Annotated in this window: 22 protein-coding genes; 7 read left to right on the top strand and 15 right to left on the bottom strand. The window is 53.9% G+C overall.

The genetic code is table 11. From position 1 onward, the window contains the following. Positions 1–7: 7 nt before the first annotated feature. Complete coding sequence (locus tag FZF21_RS19740; protein WP_015572026.1) at positions 8–1,147, bottom strand: efflux RND transporter periplasmic adaptor subunit; 1,140 nt, start codon at positions 1,145–1,147, stop codon at positions 8–10. 396 nt (positions 1,148–1,543) lie between these two features. Between FZF21_RS19740 and envR the strand changes: the two genes are divergently transcribed. Further along, a complete protein-coding gene (gene envR / locus FZF21_RS19735; RefSeq protein ID WP_015572025.1) occupies positions 1,544–2,191 on the top strand; it encodes an acrEF/envCD operon transcriptional regulator in 648 nt (215 codons plus the stop codon). Here envR and FZF21_RS19730 read toward each other — a convergent pair. The 14 genes from FZF21_RS19730 to FZF21_RS19665 all read right to left on the bottom strand — a co-directional run bounded on the left by FZF21_RS19730 (position 2,186) and on the right by FZF21_RS19665 (position 15,118). Next, complete coding sequence (locus FZF21_RS19730; protein ID WP_047738172.1) at positions 2,186–4,270, bottom strand: bifunctional diguanylate cyclase/phosphodiesterase; 2,085 nt, start codon at positions 4,268–4,270, stop codon at positions 2,186–2,188. The two genes, envR and FZF21_RS19730, sit on opposite strands and share 6 nt — an antisense overlap. Positions 4,271–4,409: 139 nt before the next feature. Further along, positions 4,410–4,574 (bottom strand): DUF2556 family protein, encoded by a 165-nt coding sequence (locus tag FZF21_RS19725; RefSeq protein WP_003860373.1) that lies wholly within the window; start codon positions 4,572–4,574, stop codon positions 4,410–4,412. A 178-nt stretch (positions 4,575–4,752) separates the two neighbouring features. Next, positions 4,753–5,049, bottom strand: coding sequence for a DNA-binding transcriptional regulator Fis (fis, locus tag FZF21_RS19720; RefSeq protein ID WP_000462905.1), 297 nt, complete (start codon positions 5,047–5,049; stop codon positions 4,753–4,755). Between the two features lie 23 nt (positions 5,050–5,072). After that, positions 5,073–6,038: a tRNA dihydrouridine synthase DusB gene (gene dusB, locus FZF21_RS19715; RefSeq protein WP_015572023.1), complete on the bottom strand. Its 966-nt coding sequence runs from the start codon at positions 6,036–6,038 to the stop codon at positions 5,073–5,075. Positions 6,039–6,368: 330 nt separating this feature from the next. Further along, positions 6,369–7,109, bottom strand: a complete 741-nt coding sequence (locus FZF21_RS19710) for a carbonic anhydrase family protein (protein WP_017382702.1) — start codon at positions 7,107–7,109, stop codon at positions 6,369–6,371. 137 nt (positions 7,110–7,246) lie between these two features. Next, positions 7,247–8,128, bottom strand: a complete 882-nt coding sequence (prmA, locus tag FZF21_RS19705) for a 50S ribosomal protein L11 methyltransferase (RefSeq protein ID WP_015572021.1) — start codon at positions 8,126–8,128, stop codon at positions 7,247–7,249. A gap of 11 nt (positions 8,129–8,139) precedes the next feature. Then, positions 8,140–9,591, bottom strand: a complete 1,452-nt coding sequence (panF, locus tag FZF21_RS19700) for a sodium/pantothenate symporter (RefSeq protein WP_040118164.1) — start codon at positions 9,589–9,591, stop codon at positions 8,140–8,142. Beyond that, a complete protein-coding gene (locus tag FZF21_RS19695; protein ID WP_003860385.1) occupies positions 9,581–9,823 on the bottom strand; it encodes a YhdT family protein in 243 nt (80 codons plus the stop codon). The genes panF and FZF21_RS19695 overlap by 11 nt, the downstream gene beginning before the upstream one ends. 108 nt (positions 9,824–9,931) lie before the next feature. Continuing rightward, positions 9,932–11,281, bottom strand: coding sequence for an acetyl-CoA carboxylase biotin carboxylase subunit (gene accC / locus FZF21_RS19690; RefSeq protein WP_003860388.1), 1,350 nt, complete (start codon positions 11,279–11,281; stop codon positions 9,932–9,934). Positions 11,282–11,291: 10 nt separating this feature from the next. Next, positions 11,292–11,756 carry an acetyl-CoA carboxylase biotin carboxyl carrier protein gene (gene accB / locus FZF21_RS19685; protein ID WP_015572018.1) on the bottom strand — a complete coding sequence of 155 codons (465 nt, stop codon included), beginning with the start codon at positions 11,754–11,756 and terminating at the stop codon, positions 11,292–11,294. A 21-nt stretch (positions 11,757–11,777) separates the two neighbouring features. After that, complete coding sequence (gene aroQ, locus FZF21_RS19680) at positions 11,778–12,230, bottom strand: type II 3-dehydroquinate dehydratase (protein ID WP_003860391.1); 453 nt, start codon at positions 12,228–12,230, stop codon at positions 11,778–11,780. A 234-nt stretch (positions 12,231–12,464) separates the two neighbouring features. Further along, positions 12,465–13,064 (bottom strand): protein-methionine-sulfoxide reductase heme-binding subunit MsrQ, encoded by a 600-nt coding sequence (gene msrQ / locus FZF21_RS19675; RefSeq protein ID WP_003860393.1) that lies wholly within the window; start codon positions 13,062–13,064, stop codon positions 12,465–12,467. Then, complete coding sequence (gene msrP, locus FZF21_RS19670; protein ID WP_045141592.1) at positions 13,065–14,066, bottom strand: protein-methionine-sulfoxide reductase catalytic subunit MsrP; 1,002 nt, start codon at positions 14,064–14,066, stop codon at positions 13,065–13,067. It lies immediately after the preceding gene. Between the two features lie 77 nt (positions 14,067–14,143). Then, positions 14,144–15,118: an MDR family oxidoreductase gene (locus FZF21_RS19665; RefSeq protein ID WP_015572015.1), complete on the bottom strand. Its 975-nt coding sequence runs from the start codon at positions 15,116–15,118 to the stop codon at positions 14,144–14,146. Positions 15,119–15,301: 183 nt separating this feature from the next. Between FZF21_RS19665 and csrD the strand changes: the two genes are divergently transcribed. The 6 genes from csrD (at position 15,302) to rng (ending at position 22,197) form a co-directional block, all read left to right on the top strand. Continuing rightward, positions 15,302–17,242 carry an RNase E specificity factor CsrD gene (gene csrD / locus FZF21_RS19660; RefSeq protein ID WP_032669091.1) on the top strand — a complete coding sequence of 647 codons (1,941 nt, stop codon included), beginning with the start codon at positions 15,302–15,304 and terminating at the stop codon, positions 17,240–17,242. Between the two features lie 282 nt (positions 17,243–17,524). Beyond that, positions 17,525–18,568 (top strand): rod shape-determining protein MreB, encoded by a 1,044-nt coding sequence (mreB, locus tag FZF21_RS19655; RefSeq protein ID WP_000913396.1) that lies wholly within the window; start codon positions 17,525–17,527, stop codon positions 18,566–18,568. Positions 18,569–18,630: 62 nt separating this feature from the next. Continuing rightward, positions 18,631–19,647, top strand: a complete 1,017-nt coding sequence (mreC, locus tag FZF21_RS19650; RefSeq protein ID WP_003860400.1) for a rod shape-determining protein MreC — start codon at positions 18,631–18,633, stop codon at positions 19,645–19,647. Further along, on the top strand, positions 19,647–20,135 hold the full coding sequence (mreD, locus tag FZF21_RS19645; protein WP_003860402.1) for a rod shape-determining protein MreD: 489 nt from the start codon (positions 19,647–19,649) through the stop codon (positions 20,133–20,135). The genes mreC and mreD overlap by 1 nt, the downstream gene beginning before the upstream one ends. A gap of 9 nt (positions 20,136–20,144) precedes the next feature. Continuing rightward, on the top strand, positions 20,145–20,738 hold the full coding sequence (locus tag FZF21_RS19640) for a nucleoside triphosphate pyrophosphatase (protein ID WP_003860403.1): 594 nt from the start codon (positions 20,145–20,147) through the stop codon (positions 20,736–20,738). Further along, on the top strand, positions 20,728–22,197 hold the full coding sequence (gene rng / locus FZF21_RS19635; RefSeq protein ID WP_003860405.1) for a ribonuclease G: 1,470 nt from the start codon (positions 20,728–20,730) through the stop codon (positions 22,195–22,197). The genes FZF21_RS19640 and rng overlap by 11 nt, the downstream gene beginning before the upstream one ends. Positions 22,198–22,230 lie beyond the last annotated feature (33 nt).

Raw genomic sequence — 22,230 nt, 5'->3', positions numbered from 1 at the left:
TTATTCCTTAACTGGCTGGAGTCGCTGCGGTATCAGGAATAGCCACGACGGTGACGCCAGGGCGAACTTTTTGCAGGCCGCTGATAATGACGCGGTCGCCGTTTTTGAGGCCTTCCGTGATCAGCCAGCGATCGCCAATCGCCTGCGGTGCAACGACAGTGCGTGATTCCACCTGGTTTTTCTCATTTACCACAAGCACGGTGGCATCTCCGCGTGGTGTACGGGTTACCCCCTGCTGAGGAACCAGAATGGCATCAGGTTGCGTACCTTCATCGATGCGCGCACGGACAAACATACCCGGTAACAGCATATGCTGTGGGTTAGGGAAGAGGGCGCGAAGGGTGATTGAGCCGGTACTTTCATCTACCGTGACATCAGAGAACTGGAGCGTCCCTTTCAGCGGATAAGGCTGGCCATTTTCCATCAGCAACTCGACGCTGCTGGTGTCTCCCTTTTGCAGGCTCGTCTGCTGCTTCAGGCGCATAAAATCGCTGCTGGATTGCGTCACATCGACATAAATGGGATCGAGTTGCTGAACCGTCGCCAGTGCAGTTGCCTGGCCATTAGTGACTAACGCCCCTTCGGTGACGCTGGATTTACCTATACGCCCGTTGATTGGGGATGTGACTTTCGTATAGGCCAGGTTGATCCGCGCGCTTTCAACGCCAGCCTTCGCGGCAACCACGCTCGCATCCGCCTGCTGGGCAGTTGCCACCGCCTGATCGTACTCCTGCTTGCTCACATATTGCGTACCAACCAGCGGAACGTAACGTTTCACCGTCAGATGGGCGATATTCGCCGCCGCCTGTGCTTTTACCAGTTCACCTTTCGCATTGTCGTAGGCTGCCTGATAGGTGGCCGGATCGATTTGATAAAGGGATTCACCCGCTTTAACGTCGCTGCCTTCGGTAAAATTACGGTGCAGAATGATACCACTTACCTGAGGACGAACCTCCGCAACACGATACGCGTCAGTTCTGCCGGGCAATTCTGTCGTTACGGCCAGTGGCGCGCTTTTAACAATATGAACACTGACCTGAGGAGCTTGCGCATGCTGCTGTGGGTTTTCTTGCCCATCGCACCCGGTGAGCAGCGCGGCACAGACAATGAAACCGGATAAGGGTAAGCATCTGAAGTGATTCGTCATTACTGTTCCTTAAACTACCCTTGAGCCGATATTTGCCATGAATCGGTGAAAGGGTGTGAGGCAAAAAATAGAAATGTAGCCGCGTATAATAATGAGGGTGTTTAATGTTTTTTAATTTATAAGTGCTGATGGAGCTTTTAAAAGTAAAAATCGGAATCTGACACAGTGCATTCGGTATTCTTTTTCTGTCAGGATAATCAACGAAATGTTTTCGGTGAATGCTATTCATATATTTTATGAATTTTATGTATTCGATTTATTCACGTGAATTATAAATTAAATGAATTGACTTTTTTTGTGCAAAATTAACACGGGTTTTGGTTAATACTTTGACTACACGACCACGGCAATATCCTTTGATAACGTATCAATCTTATGAGTAATGAGTAGCAGGTTATGGCGCGCAAAAAGAAAGAAGAGGCTCAAAAGACCCGCCAGCAGCTGATTGAAGCCGCTATCGGGCTATTCGCGACGCGTGGCGTGTCCAGCACCACGCTTACCGACATCGCCGATGCTGCTCAACTCACTCGCGGGGCGGTTTACTGGCATTTCTCGAGTAAAGCGGAAATATTTAATGCAATATGGGATCAGCAATTGCCGATGCGTGAGATGATTCGTGACAGGTTAATACTTTCCGAAAATGACGACCCTTTGTTAATGCTTCGTGAACAATTTATTGTCGCACTGCAATATATTGCGAGCGAGCCGCGGCAATATGCGCTTTTACAAATTTTGTATCATAAGTGTGAATTTCATGACGATGTGATTTCAGAATGTGAAATACGCAAGCGGATCGGTTTAAACGATGATTATCTTCGCAAGACGCTAAAGCGATGCATTGCTCGTAACGTTATCTCTTCGCAAACCAATATTGAACTGGCGCTGATTGTTTTCCACGCCTTTTTTAGCGGTGTCATTAAAAACTGGTTAATGGATAGCAACAATTTTAATCTGTACAAACAAGCACCGGCGCTGGTGGATAATATTCTGGCGACACTAAATATCACCCGAGTGGCACCAGTGGTTTACGATACAGCCTCATGACCGCGTCCGGGGTGGCGACATCTCCCCGTGCTGGCACTGTTCCATAATAGCTTGCGCGGTAATCGGTTTGCCCAGCAGGTAACCCTGTAGCGTATTGCATCCCAGTTCTGTCAGAAAGGTTTGCTGCGCTGCGGTTTCGACCCCTTCCGCCACGACCTTCAGATTCAGCGTTTTTGCCAGGGCGACAATCGCCGAGACAATCGTCGCATCTTCGCTCTCACCACTTAACTCTTTCACAAAAGCACGATCGATTTTCAACTCGCAGGCGGGGAGTCGCTTAAGATACAGAAGGCTTGAGTAACCGGTGCCAAAATCGTCTATCGAGGCTTTTACTCCCGCATCCGTCAGCGCTGTCAGGACACGAACGCTTTCGTCCGGATTGTTCATTGCCGTGGTTTCGGTCACCTCCAGGATCAACATGCCGGGCGGTACGCTATGGCGCGTCAGACAATCGAGAACTGTTTTAACCAGCGACGGCTGTTCGAACTGCAATGTAGAAAGATTCACCGCCATTGACCAGTCCGTGTGGCCCTGAAGATGCCATTCACGCAGCTGGCGGCAGGCCTCGTCGATTACCCAGTTTCCAATCGGAATAATCAGCCCCGTTTTCTCTGCCAGCGGTAGAAACAGGTCAGGGGAGAGTAACCCCTGTTTGGGATGCTGCCAGCGTAACAGCGCTTCGAACCCGAGGACTGGCCCGGCAGGAGCGTGGAATTTAGGTTGATAAAGCAGGCGTAACTCATTACGGTCGATGGCTTGCCACAGATCATTCATCAGCTGAAGATGCGTCTGCGCCAGCGTATTCATTGACGGCTGGAAGAAGTGATAGCCGTTACGACCCATATGTTTCGTGTGGTACATCGCAGCATCAGCGTTAAACATCAGTTCACGATCGGTTTTGCCATCGTGTGGATAGAGCGCAATGCCAATGCTCAGGGTGACCATCAGTTCATAAGGATCGAGATGGAACGGGCTATCAATGACGCGCACCAGTGAATTTGCCAGTGAGGCAGCATCATCCGGAGTGGCGGTTTCGGCCAGCAGGACGAATTCATCCCCACCGATACGCGCCAGCGTATACTGACCTTTCAACTGCAACAGCAAACGCTGAGTCACCGCAACCAGAAGCTTGTCACCGACATCATGACCATAGGCATCGTTGACGGTTTTAAAGCCATCAAGATCCATAAACATCAGCGCGAAAGGGCTTCCTTCGCGATCGGCCTTGCTGATGGCCTGATCGAGGCGATCCTCAAGCAGAATACGATTGGGTAATCGCGTCAGCGTATCATGTAACGCCAGCTGTGCGAGTTCACGATTAGCTTCTGCCAGTGATGAGGCCAGCAGCGAGGTACGAGCCTGAAGGCGGGCATCGAACATCGACACCAGCAGCGTAATCCCCAGAATAGCGAGCGCGACCACGCTAACCAGTATCGCCAGCCAGCTCCCGTTAATGCCATGATGGTGGACCATCGTCGACATTGGAAATTGTGCTGCTTCCATGCCGGCGTAATGCATGCCAGCGATAGCAATGCCCATGGTGATCGCCGCCCCCAGCCGCATCAACGCCATTCGTGCAGCTTCCTGACGTAAACGGAACGTCAGCCAAAGAGCGGCCAGTGAAGCGGCAAGGGCAATGACCACAGAGATAGCCACCCACGTTTTATCCCAGACAATACCCGGTGTGACCTCCAGGGCAGCCATACCGGTGTAGTGCATGGCAACAATGCCCGCTCCCATCACGACGGCGCCAGGCAGCAGCCGGCGCAAACGTAGCTGCTCGCCGCTAACGAGCCACAGGGCAAACATTGACGAGCTGATGGCGATAACCATCGAAAGCACGGTCAGGACCGCGTTGTAACTCATGCTCATGGAAAGATCCATCGCCAGCATACCGATGAAATGCATCGCCCACACGCCAATCCCCATCGAAACACCGCCACCTGCCAGCCAGACGCGTGCAGCGATGCCCTGGCTTCCGGCAACGCGCGCAGCCATATTCAGCGCGGTATAGGCGGCAAGAATGGCAACAACAAAGGAGATGACTACGAGGATTTGGTTGTATTGGCTAACCAGCATGGTCTGTTCACTCGTTGTGAGACGTTAAGCAAGAGCGGTTGGAAAGGGCACAGACATTATCATCGTCAGGAAATGACGAAAAGTGATTTAAATCCCTGTTTTTATTGAGTGATAACAGGGGGGGACAGGATGGAAGCGGTTAGTCCAGCTCTGAGCAGTTGACCAGTTTAAGCGGGTTCACGGAATTCATATTGCGACATTTATCGGTTTCGGTGCTCATCAGTTCAATCCACTGCATCAGCAGCGCATCAAAAATGAAAACAGAGACAGCAAAAACGACCAGCCACCAGTATTTACGAATCATGTGTCATTCCGTGAAAAGAGAGCCTGTAAGTTGCTGGAAATATACACGAAAAGCGGGCGTTGAAAAGTGGGGAAAGAGAAGGTTTACAAAGCATTGACGGTTGCCCGTCCGGACGATAAAAAAGGCGCTTCCCCATGCCGAAGAGCGCCTTTTTAAACAAGCAGTTAGCTAATCGAAATTAGTTCATGCCGTATTTTTTCAGTTTCTTACGCAGGGTACCACGGTTGATGCCCATCATCAGGGCAGCGCGGGTTTGATTACCACGGGTGTATTGCATCACCATGTCCAACAGTGGCTGTTCAACTTCAGCCAGTACCAGCTCATACAGGTCATTAACATCCTGACCGTTCAGTTGAGCAAAATAGTTCTTCAGTGCCTGTTTAACCGAGTCACGCAGGGGCTTTTGAGTCACCTGATCCTGAGAGTTAACGGTAGAAACGGTCAGTACGTCAGAATTTACGCGTTGTTCGAACATAGTTCTGTCAGCTCTTTATTTCATTACGCAAGATTTTCGAAGTATGCCTCCAACGCCTCCAGCTGTTCGCTGGCATCCTCAATGGCGTTGAATGTGCGCCGAAACTGGTCATTTGGAGCGTGCTCCTGGAGATACCAGGAGACGTGTTTACGCGCAATTCGGTACCCTTTTGCCTGGCCGTAGTGGTCATGCAGTTCCCGAACATGCGAACAAAGCAAGCGCTTAACCTCTGCCAGAGGCAGTGGGGCAAGCAGCTCCCCAGTGTCCAGATAATGCTGGATTTCCCGAAAGATCCAGGGTCTTCCCTGAGCGGCACGTCCTATCATCAGAGCATCAGCTCCCGTATAGTCGAGCACAGCTCTGGCTTTAAGCGGGTCAGTAATGTCGCCATTCGCGATAACCGGAATGGAAACTTTCTGCTTAACTGCCCGAATGCTGTCGTATTCAGCTTCACCGTTGAACAAACAGGCGCGAGTGCGTCCATGAATGGTCAGGGCCTGAATGCCACAGTCTTCGGCCAGTTGGGCAATCTCTACGCAGTTACGGTGTTCCGGCGACCAACCCGTGCGAATCTTCAACGTAACAGGAACGTCCACTGCGCTGACAACCGCCGTCAGGATTGACTTCACCTGGTCGGGGTATTGCAGAAGGGCTGAACCTGCAAGCTTGCGATTCACCTTTTTGGCCGGGCAACCCATATTGATATCAATAATCTGGGCGCCACTTTCCACGTTAATACGCGCGGCATCTGCCATCTCTTCAGGCACGCTTCCGGCAATTTGCACGGTGCGGATACCTGGTTCATCAATGTGCACCATCCGTAGGCGGGACTTATCGCTTTCCCAAACCTGCGGGTTAGACGACATCATCTCGGAAACGGTCAGGCCTGCTCCCATCTCGTAACACAGCGTCCTGAACGGCCGGTCGGTAATACCTGCCATTGGGGCTGCGATCAGGCGATTTCTGAGCTGGTGGTGTCCGATGCGCATGAGTTAAGAAATGACCATACTGTGACTGCAAGGCGGCGTATATTACGCATTTTTTGCACGAGATGAAAGGCCAAACTTTGAACAATCCTCTGTTGTAGATCAAGGAATCGCCAGTCATTCTTTTTGGATAAGATTATTCGCTATTTAAATCATTGTGTTATGAATAAATGAACATTTTGTGGGCGCTTACAATTTCCCGTAACTTCTCATCATTTCTGAATAAATGAATCAATTGTCCGGGATAATCTGCTGCTATAAGCAGCAGATTATGGCGCTTCTTTGCGATCTGCGTCGCATTTCAGCACAGGATATCAGCGTAAAAAAATCGACTTATTCAACAACCAGACGGCCATGAAGCGGTTGAACCGGGCGGCTGTTTTCATGGTGCATGGTGTGAGTGAATTTTTGCAGCTGTTCAGCAGAGACGGTCAGCGGGTGCTTGAGCACCAGCCATGTCACCCCTTCTGAACACGGTGGCGTGGTCAGAGAGCCGCTAAAACGCCAGTAGGTTTTATCCGTGGGCAGTAATTTATTCATATCGAGGGTTGGCTTAATCGTTACGTTCTGGTCAACCTGTCCGGGCATCACGCCCCAGAGTTTATCCAGTTCAGTGTTTGCCGCGCCCTGATCGAACATAACGGCAACGACCGTCAGTTCGCCGTCAGCGTTTTTATGGACCAGATGCATTTCCATTGCGTATTTTTTACCGTGCACCGTATTTTCGGATGGCGCATGGAAATGGAACTGCTGTAACGTCCAGCGCTGTTTATCAAGCGTGATGCTGTCGCGTGTATCGGCATTTTCACTTGCCTGGATAGTATGGCCGTTGTTTGTCAGAATGACCGGGCCGTCGATATAGTGCGTTTCCAGCGGAGAGATGTGGGCTTTGACCGTGTTATCTATGTTGACCGGCGACTGATACATTCCGCTTTTACACGTCTTGTACGCCTCGTCCAGTTCGCCCCAGTGTTCCGGTGCGCCTTCTCCCTGATAACTCCAGTGTGATGCGTAAGCCGTAGCCGAAATCATGCTCAGCGCCAGCAGCGCTGCCTTGCCTGAAATGTGTTTCATCATATTCGTCCTGTGAATTTTATTATCCAAATCAATGATTAACATTATGATTTGTGCGGTTATTTTATCGAAGAAAGGAAGAAGGCGGGAGAAAAAACCGAAGGGAAAAGGCGTGGTCAGACGACCACGCCAAACGCTTATTTTTTACGGCCGGTGATGCGACACCACTCTTCTTTTTCGACCACCGGGTCGAGCGCGAAGAGATCGGCGTAGGCCTCACAGACGCTGTCTGCCTGGCTGGCAAGGATACCGGACAGGCCCAGCAGACCGCCTTCAACCGGCAGCACGCTGATTAACGGCGCCAGCTCGCGTAACGGGCCAGCCAGGATATTCGCGACCACAACATCGGCTTTCATCGCCTCTGGCTGTGCATCGGGCAGATACAGTTCAAGGCGATCGGAAACGCCATTACGCTCGGCGTTATCACGGCTGGCCTGAATCGCCTGCGGATCGATGTCGATCCCGATGGCTTTTGCCGCGCCCAGTTTCAGCGCCGCGATAGCAAGGATCCCGGATCCGCAACCGAAGTCGATCACGGTTTTGCCTTCCAGATCCAGGCCATCCAGCCATTGCAGGCACAGGGAGGTTGTCGGGTGGGTGCCGGTGCCGAACGCCAGACCCGGATCCAGCATCACGTTGACGGCGTTTTTATCGGGAACTTCACGCCAGCTTGGGCAGATCCACAGACGCTGACCAAACTGCATCGGATGGAAGTTGTCCATCCACTCGCGTTCCCAGTCTTTGTCTTCCAGCTGTTCAATTTTATGCGCGAAACCCACGCCCAGCAGCGGATGGTTTTCCAGAATCGCCACGACCTCTTTCATGTCGGTTTCTGCATCGAACAGGCCGATAACGTCCGTATCACCCCACAGGCGCGTTTCGCCTGGCAGCGGCTCAAAGACCGGCGTGTCATGCGTGTCCTGGAAGGTGATAGAGACCGAACCGGCCTCCATCAGCGCATCACTCAGTTCTTCGGCGTTCGCGCCGGTTGTGTTCAGTTTTAATTGGATCCACGGCATGGCAAAACTCTTTATTTATCAGTAGAAATCAGGGCAGTTTGTGGCACCGGTCGACCAAAACGGTTTCCCACCACAAACGCCAGTAAACTTATCAGTAACGAAGGCACGATCGGATGGAAGCCCAGATACTGAATTTTAAACGTGGCGAGAACAGCATACAGGACGCCCCCGACAATCATGCCGCTTAATGCACCCGCGGCATTCGCGCGTTCCCAGTAGAGCCCCAGCACCAGCGGCCACAGGAAAACGGCCTCCAGCCCACCAAAGGCGAGCAGGTTCAACCAGATGATCATCTCCGGTGGACGCCACGCGGCCAGCAGCAGCAACGCCCCCAGCACCAGGGTAATCACCGCCGACATGCGCTTGAGGCGTCGCTCATTTTCGACCTGTTCAGGACGTAAATTCAGATAGAGATCTTTAATGATCGTAGCGGAACTTTGCAGCAACTGAGCGTTGATGGTCGACATAATGGCCGCCATGGGTGCGGCGAGGAAAATCCCGGCGGCAAACGGCGGAAGCACTTTCACCATCAGGGTTGGAATGACCAGATCCGGTACGGTAAGGTCAGGGATCACCGCGCGTCCCAGCGCACCCGCCAGGTGCATACCGAACATCAGGATCGCCACCACAATTGTCCCGATAATGATCCCGCGGTGCACCGCTTTGCTGTCTTTATATGAGATGCAGCGCACGGCGGTATGCGGCAGGCCAATCACGCCAAAGCACACCAGTACCCAGAACGAGGTCATAAAGGTTGGAGAGAGGATGTCATCCGCCCCCTGCGGTGAGACCAGTTTCGGATCGATCGCTTCCAGGGTTTCAACCGCATGGCTCAGGCCCCCTGCGGCATGCACGATACCCACCAGCAGAACGAGGGTGCCAATGAGCATCACCATCCCCTGCATCGTGTCGTTGAGTACGCTGGCGCGGAACCCGCCAAACGCGGTATACAGCGCGATACTCACACCGAAAATGACCAGGCCCGTCTCATAGGGGATCCCGGCAGCCGTCTCCAGCAGTCGCGCCCCGCCGATAAACTGCACCGTCATTGCGCCAATAAACGCCACCAGCAGACTCAGGCTTGCCAGCCATACCAGCAAGCGACTCTGATAGCGGGCAAACAGCATATCGTTCAGCGTTACGGCATTGTAGCGACGGGCCAGAATGGCAAACTTTTTACCCAGTATGCCCAGAGAGAGCCAGATGGCAGGCAGCTGGATCATGGCCAGCAGTACCCAGCCCAGCCCGTACTTATAAGCGGCGCCGGGGCCACCGATAAACGAGCTGGCGCTGATGTACGTGGCGGTCAGCGTCATGGCCAGCACGACGCCACCCATAGAGCGGCTCCCGAGGAAATACTCGTTCAGAAAGGTGCCGGTCGAACGTTTACGCATCGCATAAACCGACAGGCCAAACACCAGGAACAGGTAAGCGATAAGGGGCAGAATGACTTCAAGCTGCATCATCGTCCTCCAGTGATATATCGCGATAGATGAATTTCACCATCGCCCAGCACAGCAGGATAAACACCAGCGGCAGCAGCAGGCAGGCCATTTCAAACCAGTGCGGGAGGCCGGTAATGCCAATCGCCGAATCAGGTAAGTAAGCAGTTACTAACCACGCGGCGAGATAGAGAAGGGTCAGCCACAGCGCCCAGCGCGCTTCTTTATGGGCCTGAACAAAACGTTTGTCCATTTTTTGTCCCTTGTGGATGAAGAAAGCGGGGATTGTACATGATGGGGCTTAGCGATCCCCAGAAATAAAAAAGGCCGGATAATCCGGCCTTTTAGCAACACTGGTCTCTTACTTCTCGTTCAGACCGAGTTTTTTCTCCAGGTAGTGGATGTTAGTCCCACCATTCTGGAAGTGCTCGTCGCTCATAATGCGCATCTGGAGATCAACGTTGGTTTTGATCCCGTCGATGATCAGCTCCTGAAGGGCGTTCTTCATGCGGGCAATGGCCACGTCACGGTTTTCGCCGTAGCAGATCAGCTTACCAATCATTGAGTCATAGTACGGCGGTACGGTGTAACCGGCGTAGATATGGGACTCCCAGCGCACACCAAAGCCACCCGGCGCGTGGAAACGCGTAATTTTACCCGGGCTTGGCAGGAAGGTGTTCGGGTCTTCGGCGTTGATACGGCACTCTACCGCATGGCCTTTAACCACAACTTCTTCCTGTTTGATGGACAGCGGCTGACCGGCTGCGATACGCAGCTGTTCTTTGATCAGGTCAACGCCGGTGATCATTTCGGTAACCGGGTGTTCAACCTGAATACGGGTGTTCATCTCGATGAAGTAGAACTCGCCGTTTTCGAACAGGAACTCAAAGGTACCCGCCCCGCGATAGCCGATATCGACACACGCTTTAGCGCAACGCTCGCCGATGTAGCGACGCAGTTCAGGCGTAATGCCCGGCGCTGGCGCTTCTTCGACCACTTTCTGGTGACGACGCTGCATGGAGCAGTCACGTTCTGCCAGATAGATTGCGTTACCCTGACCGTCAGCCAGCACCTGAATTTCGATGTGGCGTGGGTTTTCCAGGTATTTTTCCATGTACACCATGTCATTGCTGAAAGCCGCTTTCGCTTCCGCTTTGGTCATGGAGATGGACTGCGCCAGTTCAGCATCGCTGCGTACAACGCGCATACCGCGACCGCCGCCGCCGCCGGACGCTTTGATGATCACCGGATAGCCAATGCGTTTAGCATGGGCGCGGTTAGCATCCATATCGTCGGTCAGCGGGCCGTCAGAGCCCGGTACGGTTGGCACGCCGGCTTTTTTCATCGCGGTGATGGCAGACACTTTGTCACCCATCAGGCGAATGGTGTCGGCTTTCGGGCCAATGAAGATAAAGCCAGAGCGTTCAACCTGCTCAGCAAAGTTGGCGTTCTCAGAGAGGAAACCATAACCCGGGTGAATCGCGACCGCGCCAGTGATTTCGGCGGCGCTAATGATAGCCGGGATGTTCAGATAGCTTTTTACGGACGGAGCCGGACCGATACAGACCGTCTCATCCGCCAGCAATACGTGTTTTAAATCGCGATCCGCGCTTGAGTGCACGGCCACGGTCTTGATGCCCAGCTCTTTACAGGCACGAAGAATACGCAGTGCAATCTCGCCACGGTTGGCGATAACAATTTTATCCAGCATGTTCGCCTCGTTACTCGATGACGACCAGCGGCTCGTCAAATTCTACCGGCTGACCACTTTCGACCAGGATCGCTTTCACAGTACCTGATTTGTCTGCTTCGATCTGGTTCATCATTTTCATGGCTTCAACGATGCACAGGGTATCGCCTACGTTGACTTTCTGACCCACTTCGATGAACGCCTTCGCGTCCGGGCTCGGGGTGCGGTAGAAAGTACCAACCATTGGGGAACGTACGATGTGACCACTGATTTCTGTTGCAGCCGCAGGTGCCGCTTCTGCTGCCACTGGCGCAACGGCTGCGGAGAGCGCAGGCTGCTGCACTGGCGCAGCGTAAGCTTGCTGCATTACCGGGAAGCTAGCGGCCGGGGCTGCACGGCTGATGCGTACAGACTCTTCGCCTTCAGAAATTTCCAGTTCGGAGATGCCTGATTCTTCAACCAGCTCGATCAGTTTTTTAATCTTACGAATATCCATGAGTGGGTTCCGTACTCTTGTTTAGTGTGATTGTGACAAGCGTTTTACCGCTGTCTGTAAAGCGTATGAATAGCCGTCTGCACCCAGCCCACAAATCACGCCTGCGGCGATATCTGACAGGTAGGAATGGTGGCGGAACGGCTCTCGGGCGTGCACGTTACTCAGGTGGATCTCGATAAACGGGATACTCACCGCGAGCAGTGCGTCGCGTATAGCAACACTGGTGTGCGTAAACGCGGCCGGATTGATCAGGATATAGTCCACAGTGTCTTTAGCCTGATGAATACGGTCGATGATTGCGTACTCCGCGTTTGACTGAAAATGGTCCAAATCCACATTCAGCGAGGCTGCTTCCGTACTCAGACGGTTAACAATTTCGCTCAATGTCAGCGTGCCGTACTTCTCTGGCTCACGGGTGCCGAGCATGTTCAGGTTCGGACCGTTCAATACTAAAATTTGGAATTTGTCAGCCATTGTGCCGCTATCTCCTGCGATTTTCGGGTAAAAAACAACATATACCCTCAAAGCGCAATTGTCACCCTTTCAGAGGCCTAAAACCCCTGTCCGGAAAACCGAAGTCGCACATTATAACGATTTCGTAGCATTTGGCAGCTAAATACTGGTCTTATCAGGGAAGATTATCAACCGCTATCCGAAAAAGATTCGCGGTTGATAAATAATCTGCGGGAAAACGCACAGTTTCGTGAACTATCGCAACCACTGGCGGAACTTCTTGTAACGCCACGCTAAAAGGGCTAGGGCCAGCAGGGCGTAGATGACTGGCTGAGGGGATAAAATCTTCACCGACCACAGGTAATGAATAGGGGCGAGGATCGCGACAAGATAGACGAAGTTGTGCAGCAGTTGCCAGCGTCGACCCAGTTTTCGCTGCGCATACTGCGTGGATGTCAGCGTCAGCGCCAGTAAAACCAGCCAGCTTACGATACCCAGCGTCAAATAGGGACGCGTCACCAGTTCGCTGCCAAGGAGTGCCAGGTTGTTAATGCCCAGTTCCAGCAGGGCGTAGCTGGTGAGATGCAGCGTCGCCCAGGCGAAACACCATAGCCCTAAAAGCCGACGGGTGCGTATCAATAATGGCTGTTTAGCGTAGCGCGCCAGCGGTGAGACGAGCAAGGTCGCCAGCAAAAATTTCAGAGCCATCCGACCCGTAAAATGCTGAATATCTTTCGCCGGATCGGCACTGAACTGTCCCTGGCTGGCTGCCCAGAAGAGCCAGATAAAGGGGAGCAATCCTGCTAAATGCAGGAGTACCTTCAGCCAGGTTATCTGCTTTGCCGTTAAACGCACTTAGAAGTTCTCCCGTAAATTCAGCCCACGGTAGAGGGATGCCACCTCATCCGCATAGCCGTTAAACAGCAGCGTTGGCTGGCGTTTAACATCCAGCGCGCCGCCGGAGCCGATAAAACGTTCCGTCGCCTGCGACCAGCGCGGATGGTCAACGTGCGGGTTAACGTTGGCAAAAAAACCATACTCGTCAGGCGCTGCCAGGTTCCAGGTGGTGGGGGGGCGTTCACGGGTGAGCTTAATGCTGACGATCGATTTGATGCCCTTGAAACCGTATTTCCACGGTACGGTCAGGCGAATGGGCGCCCCGTTTTGCGGCGGCAGCGCTTTGCCGTAAACCCCAACGGTAAGCAGCGTAAGCGGATGCATGGCTTCGTCGAGACGTAAACCTTCAACGTAGGGATACTCCAGCCCGCCGCCGATAAACCGATCCTTCTGGCCTGGCATCTCGTCCGGGGCGTAGCGCGTCTGGAAGGAAACATACTTCGCGTTGCTGGTGGGCTCAACCAGCGCCAGCAGTTTATGCAAAGGGAAACCTACCCACGGCACCACCATCGACCAGGCTTCCACACAGCGCATACGGTAAATGCGTTCTTCAAGTGGGAAGCGGGTGGTGAGGTCATGATGATCCAGCGTCAGTGGTTTTGCCACCTCGCCATCTATCTTCAGCGTCCAGGGATCGGTTTTCATGCTCCCGGCGTTGGCGGCAGGATCGGCCTTATCGAGACCAAACTCATAGAAGTTGTTATAGCCGGTGACTTTATCTTCCGGCGTCAGCGCCAGTTTATTCTGCCACTGCGCCGGTTTGGTGAAGTTAAGCGGTGCGCCGGAGGGGGCTCTCGGGCGATCGTTGCCCTTAAACCAGTCGAGCAGATCGGCATGGGCCGCAGGGGTGAGCGTCAGGGCGGTGGCGCTGATGCCAAGCATTTTCAGGATCTGGCGGCGCTGTAGCATAAAGACAGATTCAGACGTTACGTCGGCTTCCGTCAGTTTTCGGGTTTTCATGGCATCCTCCGTCAGGCGTTTTTCTAAGCATGACGGAGGAGGAGGGTTAGCGCGAATATGTCACGAAAATTTGAAGATTAGGCGATTTTAACCAGCGCACGACCGTGGAACTGGTTGTCCATGATTTTATTGGCGAACTCTGGCGCCTGGCTCAGGGTAATCTCAGTGGCGCTCTGGTCAAAGAATGAGGCTGGCAGATCCTGCACCAGACGTTCCCAGGCCTCAGCTCGCCGCTCGGCTGGGGTCATGACCGAATCGACACCCTGAAGACGCACGTTACGCAGAATAAATGGCATCACCGTCGTCGGCAGGGCAAAACCGCCCGCCAGACCACAGGCCGCCACGCAGCCGCCGTAATTCATTTGCGCCAGCACCTTCGCCAGCACTTTGTCGCCGACGGTATCTACTGCGCCAGCCCAGACCTGTTTTTCCAGCGGGCGGGTCTCGGCAAATTCGTCGCGGCTCAGAATGCGGCTTGCGCCCAATTGACGTAGATAATCATGCGTACTTTCGCGGCCTGAGACGGCAGCGACCTGATACCCCAGCTTGTGCAGCAGCGTGACGGCCGTGCTGCCCACGCCGCCGCTGGCGCCGGTGACGACAATTTCGCCAGAGTCAGGGCGGATCCCGGCCTCTTCCAGCGCCATCACGCACAGCATGGCGGTGAAACCTGCCGTGCCGATGATCATCGCCTTACGACCGTCCAGGCCTTTCGGCATCGGGACCAGCCAGTCACCTTTTACGCGCGCCTGCGCTGCCAGTCCGCCCCAGTGGTTTTCACCTACGCCCCAGCCGGTGAGCAGCACCTGCTGTCCGGCGTGAAAACGTGGATCTTCACTGGTATGTACGCGGCCTGCAAAGTCGATTCCTGGCACCATCGGGAAATTTCGGATGATTTTACCTTTTCCCGTAATGGCCAGCGCATCCTTATAGTTCAGGCTGGACCAGTCGATATCTACGGTCACGTCGCCCTCCGGCAGGCGGCTCTCCTCGATGGCTTGCACTGAGGCAACGGTTTTGCCGTCCTGCTGTTCTAAGATCAAAGCCTGCATACTGGGTCCTCACTAGGTTTGATGATGGGAAAATATGTTCTGATGACTATACTCGCTCAATGAAACGCAGTGCCGATTTAACGCAATAAATTGCCAGATACGCCAGGTTTGGTAGTATGCCGCATTTGAAATGCAAGTTAGTGCTCACTTGCACCCCCTTCAACCCACGGAGTAATCTCAAGGATGCGATTAACGACGAAGTTCTCAGCTTTTATCACCTTGCTGACGGGGCTGACCATATTTGTCACGCTAATCGGCTGCTCGCTGAGCTTTTACAATGCCATCCAGGATAAGCTGGTTAACCGGGTTGAATCGGTTGCATCGGTTATCGACACTCGCCTGATTGCAACCTCCTTCCCGGCGCTTTCGCGTGAGCTGGATGAGTTAATGGTGCCTGTGGATATCGTGCAGATCGACATTAAACAGGGGAAGCAGACCGTTTTCAGCCATACCCGCCAGGGCAGCTATCGTCCTGCCGGCACGGTAGATCAGTATCGGGACGTCACGGTTAATTCACTTAAACATCCGGGTATGACAATTCATCTAATGTACCAGGATCCGATGAGCAACTATTTACGCTCGCTTATGACCACCGCGCCCTTAACCATCGCCGTTGCCTTTATCGTACTGCTGATTTTCCTCGCCGTTCGCTGGCAGCGTCGTCAACTTTCCGGCCAGGAGCTGCTGGAAACACGCTCCGTGCGGATACTGAATGGCGAACGGGGTCCACAGGTGCGGGGATCGGTTTATGAATGGCCATCACGCACCAGTAGCGCCCTGGACGTGTTGCTCTCCGAAATCCAGTTTGCCAGCGATCAGCGTAGCCGTATGGACACGTTGATTCGCTCTTACGCCGCGCAGGATAACAAAACGGGCCTCAACAACCGTCTCTTCTTTGATAATCAGCTGGCTACGCTTCTTGATGACCCCGAAAAGGTGGGTACGCATGGCGTGGTAATGATGATTCGCCTGCCCGACTTCGATCTGCTCCGTGATACCTGGGGTCAGCGCGTGGCGGAAGAGAACCTCTTTACGCTGATTAACCTGCTGTCCACCTTTATTATGCGCTACCCCGGCGCGTTACTGGCACGCTACCACCGCAGCGATTTTGCCGTCTTGCTGCCGCATCGCACCTTAAAGGAGTCCGAGAGTATCGCCAGCCAGCTGCTGAAAGCCGTCGATGCGCTGCCCCAGAGCAAAATGCTCGACAGAGACGATATGGTGCATATGGGCATCTGTGCCTGGCGCGGCGGTCAGTCGACGGAGCAGGTGATGGAACATGCGGAAGCGGCCACGCGTAACGCCGTATTGCAGGGGGCGAACGGCTGGGCAGTCTATGATGATACGCTGCCGGAGAAAGGGCGCGGCAACGTGCGCTGGCGAACCCTGATTGAACAGATGCTGAGCCGGGGCGGACCGCGCATCTATCAAAAACCGGCGGTCATGAAGAATGGTCATGTTCATCATCGTGAGCTGATGTGCCGTATTTTTGATGGCACTGAAGAGGTTATCTCCGCGGAATATCTGCCCATGGTGTTGCAATTCGGATTGTCCGAAGAGTATGACCGTCAGCAAATCACCCGTCTCATTCCGTTTTTATCGTACTGGCCTGAAGAAAATCTGGCTTTACAGGTGACCGTCGAATCGCTGATCCGTCCGCGTTTCCAGCGCTGGTTACGTGACACGTTAATGCAATGCGAAAAATCGCAACGCAAACGCATTATTTTTGAACTTGCAGAGGCAGATGTAGGTCAACACATCAGCCGGTTGCGCCCGGTAGTGCGTTTAATCAATGCGCTTGGGGCTCGCGTGGCGGTAACCCAGGCGGGTTTGACGCTGGTGAGCACCCGCTGGATCAAAGAGCTGGATGTTGAATTATTGAAGCTGCATCCGGGTCTGGTAAGGAATATTGAAAAACGCACGGAAAACCAGCTGCTGGTACAAAGCCTGGTGGAAGCGTGCAAAGGAACGCAAACGCAAGTATTTGCCACAGGCGTACGTTCACGTAGTGAATGGCAGATGTTGACAGAGCGCGGCGTGACGGGCGGTCAGGGGGATTTTTTTGCCGCCTCTCAGCCGCTTGACACCAATGTGAAAAAATATTTGCAAAGATACTCTGTTTGACCTGCCGTTTACTTTGTTTTCACGTAGAATATCGCGCCTGTAGCTTTGAGTAAGACGAGCATAAAAGCCAGTGAACGACCTTTAGTGGGTTACAAGTGAAAGTGAGGGACGCTGCTGTTTACTCAGCCCTGAGGGATTCAGGGGATGAATTTGTAACAAAGGAAACGTGCTGCACTAATTTTCACCGTAGCAGACGATTTTTGCGCCTTGTCGCTGCTGCGTGTGGTTGGTAAAGTAAGCGGATTTTGTTTTCCGCCCCAGCTTTCAGGATTATCCCTTAGTATGTTGAAAAAATTTCGTGGCATGTTTTCCAATGACCTGTCCATTGACCTGGGTACCGCGAATACCCTTATTTATGTAAAAGGACAAGGCATCGTATTGAATGAGCCTTCCGTTGTGGCCATTCGTCAGGATCGTGCCGGCTCGCCAAAAAGCGTGGCCGCAGTAGGTCATGATGCGAAGCAGATGCTGGGCCGTACGCCGGGCAACATCGCCGCGATCCGCCCTATGAAAGACGGCGTTATTGCTGACTTCTTCGTGACCGAAAAAATGCTTCAGCACTTCATCAAGCAGGTTCACAGCAACAGCTTCATGCGCCCAAGCCCGCGCGTGCTGGTGTGTGTGCCGGTTGGCGCAACCCAGGTTGAACGCCGTGCGATCCGTGAATCCGCTCAGGGTGCCGGTGCGCGTGAAGTGTTCCTGATTGAAGAACCGATGGCTGCGGCAATTGGTGCGGGTCTGCCGGTTTCTGAGGCTACCGGTTCTATGGTGGTGGATATCGGTGGCGGTACCACTGAAGTGGCCGTTATCTCCCTGAACGGTGTGGTGTACTCCTCTTCCGTGCGTATCGGCGGCGACCGTTTCGACGAAGCCATCATCAATTACGTTCGCCGTAACTACGGCTCTCTGATCGGTGAAGCAACCGCAGAGCGCATCAAGCATGAAATCGGTTCTGCCTATCCGGGTGATGAAGTACGCGAGATCGAAGTTCGCGGTCGTAACCTGGCTGAAGGCGTGCCACGCGGATTCACCCTGAACTCCAACGAAATCCTGGAAGCGTTGCAGGAGCCGCTGACCGGCATCGTGAGCGCGGTGATGGTTGCGCTGGAACAGTGCCCGCCAGAGCTGGCTTCCGATATCTCCGAGCGCGGTATGGTTCTGACCGGTGGTGGTGCGCTGCTGCGTAACCTCGACCGCCTGTTAATGGAAGAGACAGGTATTCCTGTCGTAGTTGCAGAAGATCCACTGACTTGCGTCGCCCGTGGTGGTGGCAAGGCGCTGGAAATGATCGACATGCACGGCGGCGACTTGTTTAGCGAAGAGTAGTCGGGTGTGAGAGGGTAGCAATTCGCTACCCTTTCTCTCTGACGCGAGAATACGCATAGCCTATGAAGCCAATTTTTAGCCGTGGCCCGTCGCTACAGTTTCGCCTGATCCTGGCGGTTCTGGTTGCGCTCGGGGTCATTATTGCCGATAGCCGCCTCGGTACGTTCAGCCAGATCCGAACGTACATGGATACCGCCGTCAGTCCTTTCTACTTTATTTCAAATGGTCCCCGTGAACTGCTCGACTCCGTGTCGCAAACGCTCTCATCGCGTGACCAGCTCGAACTCGAAAACCGTGCGTTACGCCAGGAACTGCTGCTGAAAAATAGCGAGCTGCTGATGCTGGGGCAATATAAGCAGGAAAACGCCCGTCTGCGCGAACTGCTTGGCTCGCCGCTGCGCCAGGATGAACAGAAAATGGTCACCCAGGTGATCTCCACCGTAAACGATCCGTACAGCGATCAGGTGGTGATTGATAAAGGCAGCGTGAACGGCGTATACGAAGGTCAGCCTGTCATCAGCGATAAGGGCGTCGTGGGCCAGGTTGTGGCGGTTGCCAAACTGACCAGCCGCGTGTTGCTGATTTGCGATGCCACCCATGCACTGCCGATTCAGGTGCTGCGTAACGATATTCGCGTGATTGCCGCCGGTAATGGCTGCACGGACGATCTGCAACTGGAACACCTGCCTGCCAACACGGATATCCGCGTGGGCGACGTGCTGGTGACGTCCGGTCTGGGCGGTCGTTTCCCTGAGGGCTACCCGGTTGCGGTTGTCTCTTCCGTGAAGCTCGACACTCAGCGTGCCTACACCGTGATTCAGGCGCGTCCAACGGCCGGCTTGCAGCGTTTGCGCTACCTGTTGCTGCTGTGGGGCGCCGATCGTAACGGCGCTAACCCGATGACACCGGAAGATGTGCATCGCGTGGCCAACGAACGCCTGATGCAGATGATGCCGCAGGTGCTGCCTGCGCCGGATGCGATGGGGCCACCTGCACCCGTACCGGCTCCGGCGACGGGGTTAACGCAGCCACTGCCGGATGCGCCGCCACCGCCGCAAGTCTCGGGTGGAGGGCAGTAGTGGCCAGTTATCGTAGCCAGGGGCGCTGGGTAATCTGGCTCTCATTCCTCGTTGCACTGTTGCTGCAAATTATGCCCTGGCCGGACGACATTCTTGTTTTCCGGCCAAACTGGGTATTGCTCATTTTGCTCTACTGGATCCTTGCCCTGCCGCACCGCGTAAATGTCGGCACAGGTTTTGTGATGGGTGCCATACTGGATCTTATCAGTGGCTCTACGCTTGGCGTCCGCGCCTTATCCATGAGCATTATTGCGTATCTCGTCGCACTCAAATTCCAGCTCTTTCGTAACCTTGCGCTCTGGCAACAGGCGCTGGTAGTGATGTTGTTGTCGCTCGCTGCGGATATCGTTGTTTTCTGGGCAGAGTTTTTAGTGATCAACGTCTCTTTCCGACCGGAAGTGTTCTGGAGTAGTGTAGTAAACGGTGTGCTCTGGCCGTGGCTGTTCCTGCTGATGCGTAAAATTCGTCAGCAGTTTGCCGTGCAATAAAAGGTTTCTATGACGTCTTTGTATCTTGCCTCCGGTTCTCCGCGTCGCCAGGAACTGCTCGCGCAGTTGGGTGTCTCCTTCGAACGCATCGTTACCGGTATCGAAGAAAAACGCGCTGAGGGTGAAAGCGCTCAGCAGTATGTCTCTCGTCTGGCGCGTGAAAAAGCGCAGGCGGGCGTTGCATGCGTGCCGCGTGACTTACCGGTGCTGGGTGCGGATACCATCGTCATTCTCAATGGTGAGGTGCTTGAGAAACCTCGCGACGCAGACCATGCGGCGCGGATGCTGCGTAATATGTCCGGACAAACCCATCAGGTGATGACGGCGGTAGCGCTGGCTGATAGCCAGTACGTTCTGGATTGCCTTGTGGTAACGGAAGTGACGTTCAGAGTCCTCACCGACGAGGAGATCGCCGGCTATATCGCCAGCGGTGAACCTATGGATAAAGCAGGTGCATACGGTATTCAAGGGTTGGGTGGCTGTTTTGTCAGGAAGATAAATGGCAGCTATCACGCCGTAGTCGGCTTACCGCTGGTGGAAACGTATGAGTTGCTGAGCAATTTTAACTCACTGCGTGAGGGAAGGGATAATTATGACGGCTGAATTGTTGGTAAACGTAACGCCATCGGAAACCCGTGTGGCCTACATTGATGGTGGCATTCTCCAGGAAATTCATATTGAGCGTGAAGCGCGACGCGGAATCGTAGGCAATATCTACAAAGGTCGTGTCAGTCGTGTCCTGCCGGGTATGCAGGCGGCTTTTGTAGATATTGGGCTCGATAAGGCGGCGTTTTTACATGCCTCCGATATCATGCCGCACACCGAATGTGTGGCAGGCGAAGAGCAAAAGCAATTTGCTGTGCGCGACATCTCTGAGCTGGTGCGTCAGGGCCAGGATCTGATGGTACAGGTGGTAAAAGATCCGCTTGGCACCAAAGGCGCGCGTCTGACCACCGACATCACCCTGCCTTCACGCTATCTGGTCTTTATGCCGGGGGCGTCGCACGTCGGCGTGTCACAGCGTATTGAGAGCGAAAGCGAGCGTGAGCGCCTGAAAAAAGTGGTCAGCGCCTACTGCGACGAGCAGGGCGGGTTTATTATCCGTACCGCGGCGGAAGGGATCAGCGAAGAAGATCTGGCCTCGGATGCGGCCTACCTGAAGCGCGTCTGGACCAAAGTGATGGAGCGTAAAAAACGCAACCAGACCCGCTACAGGCTGTACGGTGAGCTGGCGCTCGCTCAGCGCGTATTACGTGATTTCGCCGACGCCCAGCTTGACCGCATCCGCGTGGACTCCCGTCTGACGTATGAAGCCTTACTGGAGTTCACCGCCGAGTACATCCCGGAAATGCCGGGGCTGCTGGAGCATTACACCGGACGCCAGCCGATATTTGACCTCTATGACGTTGAAAACGAAATCCAGCGTGCGCTGGAGCGTAAGGTTGAGCTGAAATCGGGTGGCTATCTGATCATCGATCAAACCGAAGCGATGACCACCGTCGACATCAACACCGGCGCGTTTGTCGGACATCGCAACCTCGATGACACCATCTTCAACACCAACATCGAAGCGACGCAGGCCATCGCGCGTCAGCTTCGTCTGCGTAATCTGGGCGGCATTATCATCATCGACTTTATCGATATGAACAATGAAGATCACCGCCGTCGCGTGCTGCACTCACTGGAGCAGGCGCTGAGTAAGGACCGCGTGAAAACCAGCATCAATGGCTTCTCGCAGCTCGGTCTGGTGGAAATGACCCGGAAACGGACCCGCGAAAGCGTGGAACATGTCCTGTGTAATGAGTGTCCAACCTGCCATGGACGCGGAACGGTAAAGACGGTGGAGACGGTCTGCTACGAGATCATGCGTGAGATTGTCCGTGTCCATCATGCCTACGACTCAGACCGTTTTCTGGTCTATGCTTCCCCTGCGGTGGCGGAGGCCCTGAAAGGGGAAGAGTCGCACGCGCTGGCAGAAGTGGAAATCTTTGTCGGCAAACAGGTAAAAGTGCAAATTGAGCCGCTCTATAACCAGGAGCAGTTTGACGTCGTCATGATGTAAACGCAGTTCGCTGCGAGATTTAAGGCTGACAAG

It is taken from the genome of Enterobacter sp. LU1, from assembly GCF_008271405.2.
GTDB classification, from domain to species: Bacteria; Pseudomonadota; Gammaproteobacteria; order Enterobacterales; family Enterobacteriaceae; genus Enterobacter; species Enterobacter hormaechei_C.
Note: the sequence above shows the minus strand (reverse complement) of the source record. Positions and strands in the feature narration are given on the sequence as shown.

Excerpts from the sequence above, each read along its gene's own strand:
- prmA (WP_015572021.1), bottom strand. The coding sequence starts at position 8,128 with ATGCCGTGGATCCAATTAAAACTGAACACAACCGGCGCGAACGCCGAA.
- FZF21_RS19640 (WP_003860403.1), top strand. The coding sequence starts at position 20,145 with ATGACGTCTTTGTATCTTGCCTCCGGTTCTCCGCGTCGCCAGGAACTG.
- csrD (WP_032669091.1), top strand. The coding sequence starts at position 15,302 with ATGCGATTAACGACGAAGTTCTCAGCTTTTATCACCTTGCTGACGGGG.
- aroQ (WP_003860391.1), bottom strand. The coding sequence starts at position 12,230 with ATGGCTGACAAATTCCAAATTTTAGTATTGAACGGTCCGAACCTGAAC.
- mreC (WP_003860400.1), top strand. The coding sequence starts at position 18,631 with ATGAAGCCAATTTTTAGCCGTGGCCCGTCGCTACAGTTTCGCCTGATC.
- panF (WP_040118164.1), bottom strand. The coding sequence starts at position 9,591 with ATGCAGCTTGAAGTCATTCTGCCCCTTATCGCTTACCTGTTCCTGGTG.
- mreB (WP_000913396.1), top strand. The coding sequence starts at position 17,525 with ATGTTGAAAAAATTTCGTGGCATGTTTTCCAATGACCTGTCCATTGAC.
- FZF21_RS19740 (WP_015572026.1), bottom strand. The coding sequence starts at position 1,147 with ATGACGAATCACTTCAGATGCTTACCCTTATCCGGTTTCATTGTCTGT.
- FZF21_RS19710 (WP_017382702.1), bottom strand. The coding sequence starts at position 7,109 with ATGAAACACATTTCAGGCAAGGCAGCGCTGCTGGCGCTGAGCATGATT.
- msrP (WP_045141592.1), bottom strand. The coding sequence starts at position 14,066 with ATGAAAACCCGAAAACTGACGGAAGCCGACGTAACGTCTGAATCTGTC.
- rng (WP_003860405.1), top strand. The coding sequence starts at position 20,728 with ATGACGGCTGAATTGTTGGTAAACGTAACGCCATCGGAAACCCGTGTG.
- FZF21_RS19665 (WP_015572015.1), bottom strand. The coding sequence starts at position 15,118 with ATGCAGGCTTTGATCTTAGAACAGCAGGACGGCAAAACCGTTGCCTCA.
- FZF21_RS19725 (WP_003860373.1), bottom strand. The coding sequence starts at position 4,574 with ATGATTCGTAAATACTGGTGGCTGGTCGTTTTTGCTGTCTCTGTTTTC.
- accB (WP_015572018.1), bottom strand. The coding sequence starts at position 11,756 with ATGGATATTCGTAAGATTAAAAAACTGATCGAGCTGGTTGAAGAATCA.
- FZF21_RS19695 (WP_003860385.1), bottom strand. The coding sequence starts at position 9,823 with ATGGACAAACGTTTTGTTCAGGCCCATAAAGAAGCGCGCTGGGCGCTG.
- fis (WP_000462905.1), bottom strand. The coding sequence starts at position 5,049 with ATGTTCGAACAACGCGTAAATTCTGACGTACTGACCGTTTCTACCGTT.
- accC (WP_003860388.1), bottom strand. The coding sequence starts at position 11,281 with ATGCTGGATAAAATTGTTATCGCCAACCGTGGCGAGATTGCACTGCGT.
- envR (WP_015572025.1), top strand. The coding sequence starts at position 1,544 with ATGGCGCGCAAAAAGAAAGAAGAGGCTCAAAAGACCCGCCAGCAGCTG.
- FZF21_RS19730 (WP_047738172.1), bottom strand. The coding sequence starts at position 4,270 with ATGCTGGTTAGCCAATACAACCAAATCCTCGTAGTCATCTCCTTTGTT.
- dusB (WP_015572023.1), bottom strand. The coding sequence starts at position 6,038 with ATGCGCATCGGACACCACCAGCTCAGAAATCGCCTGATCGCAGCCCCA.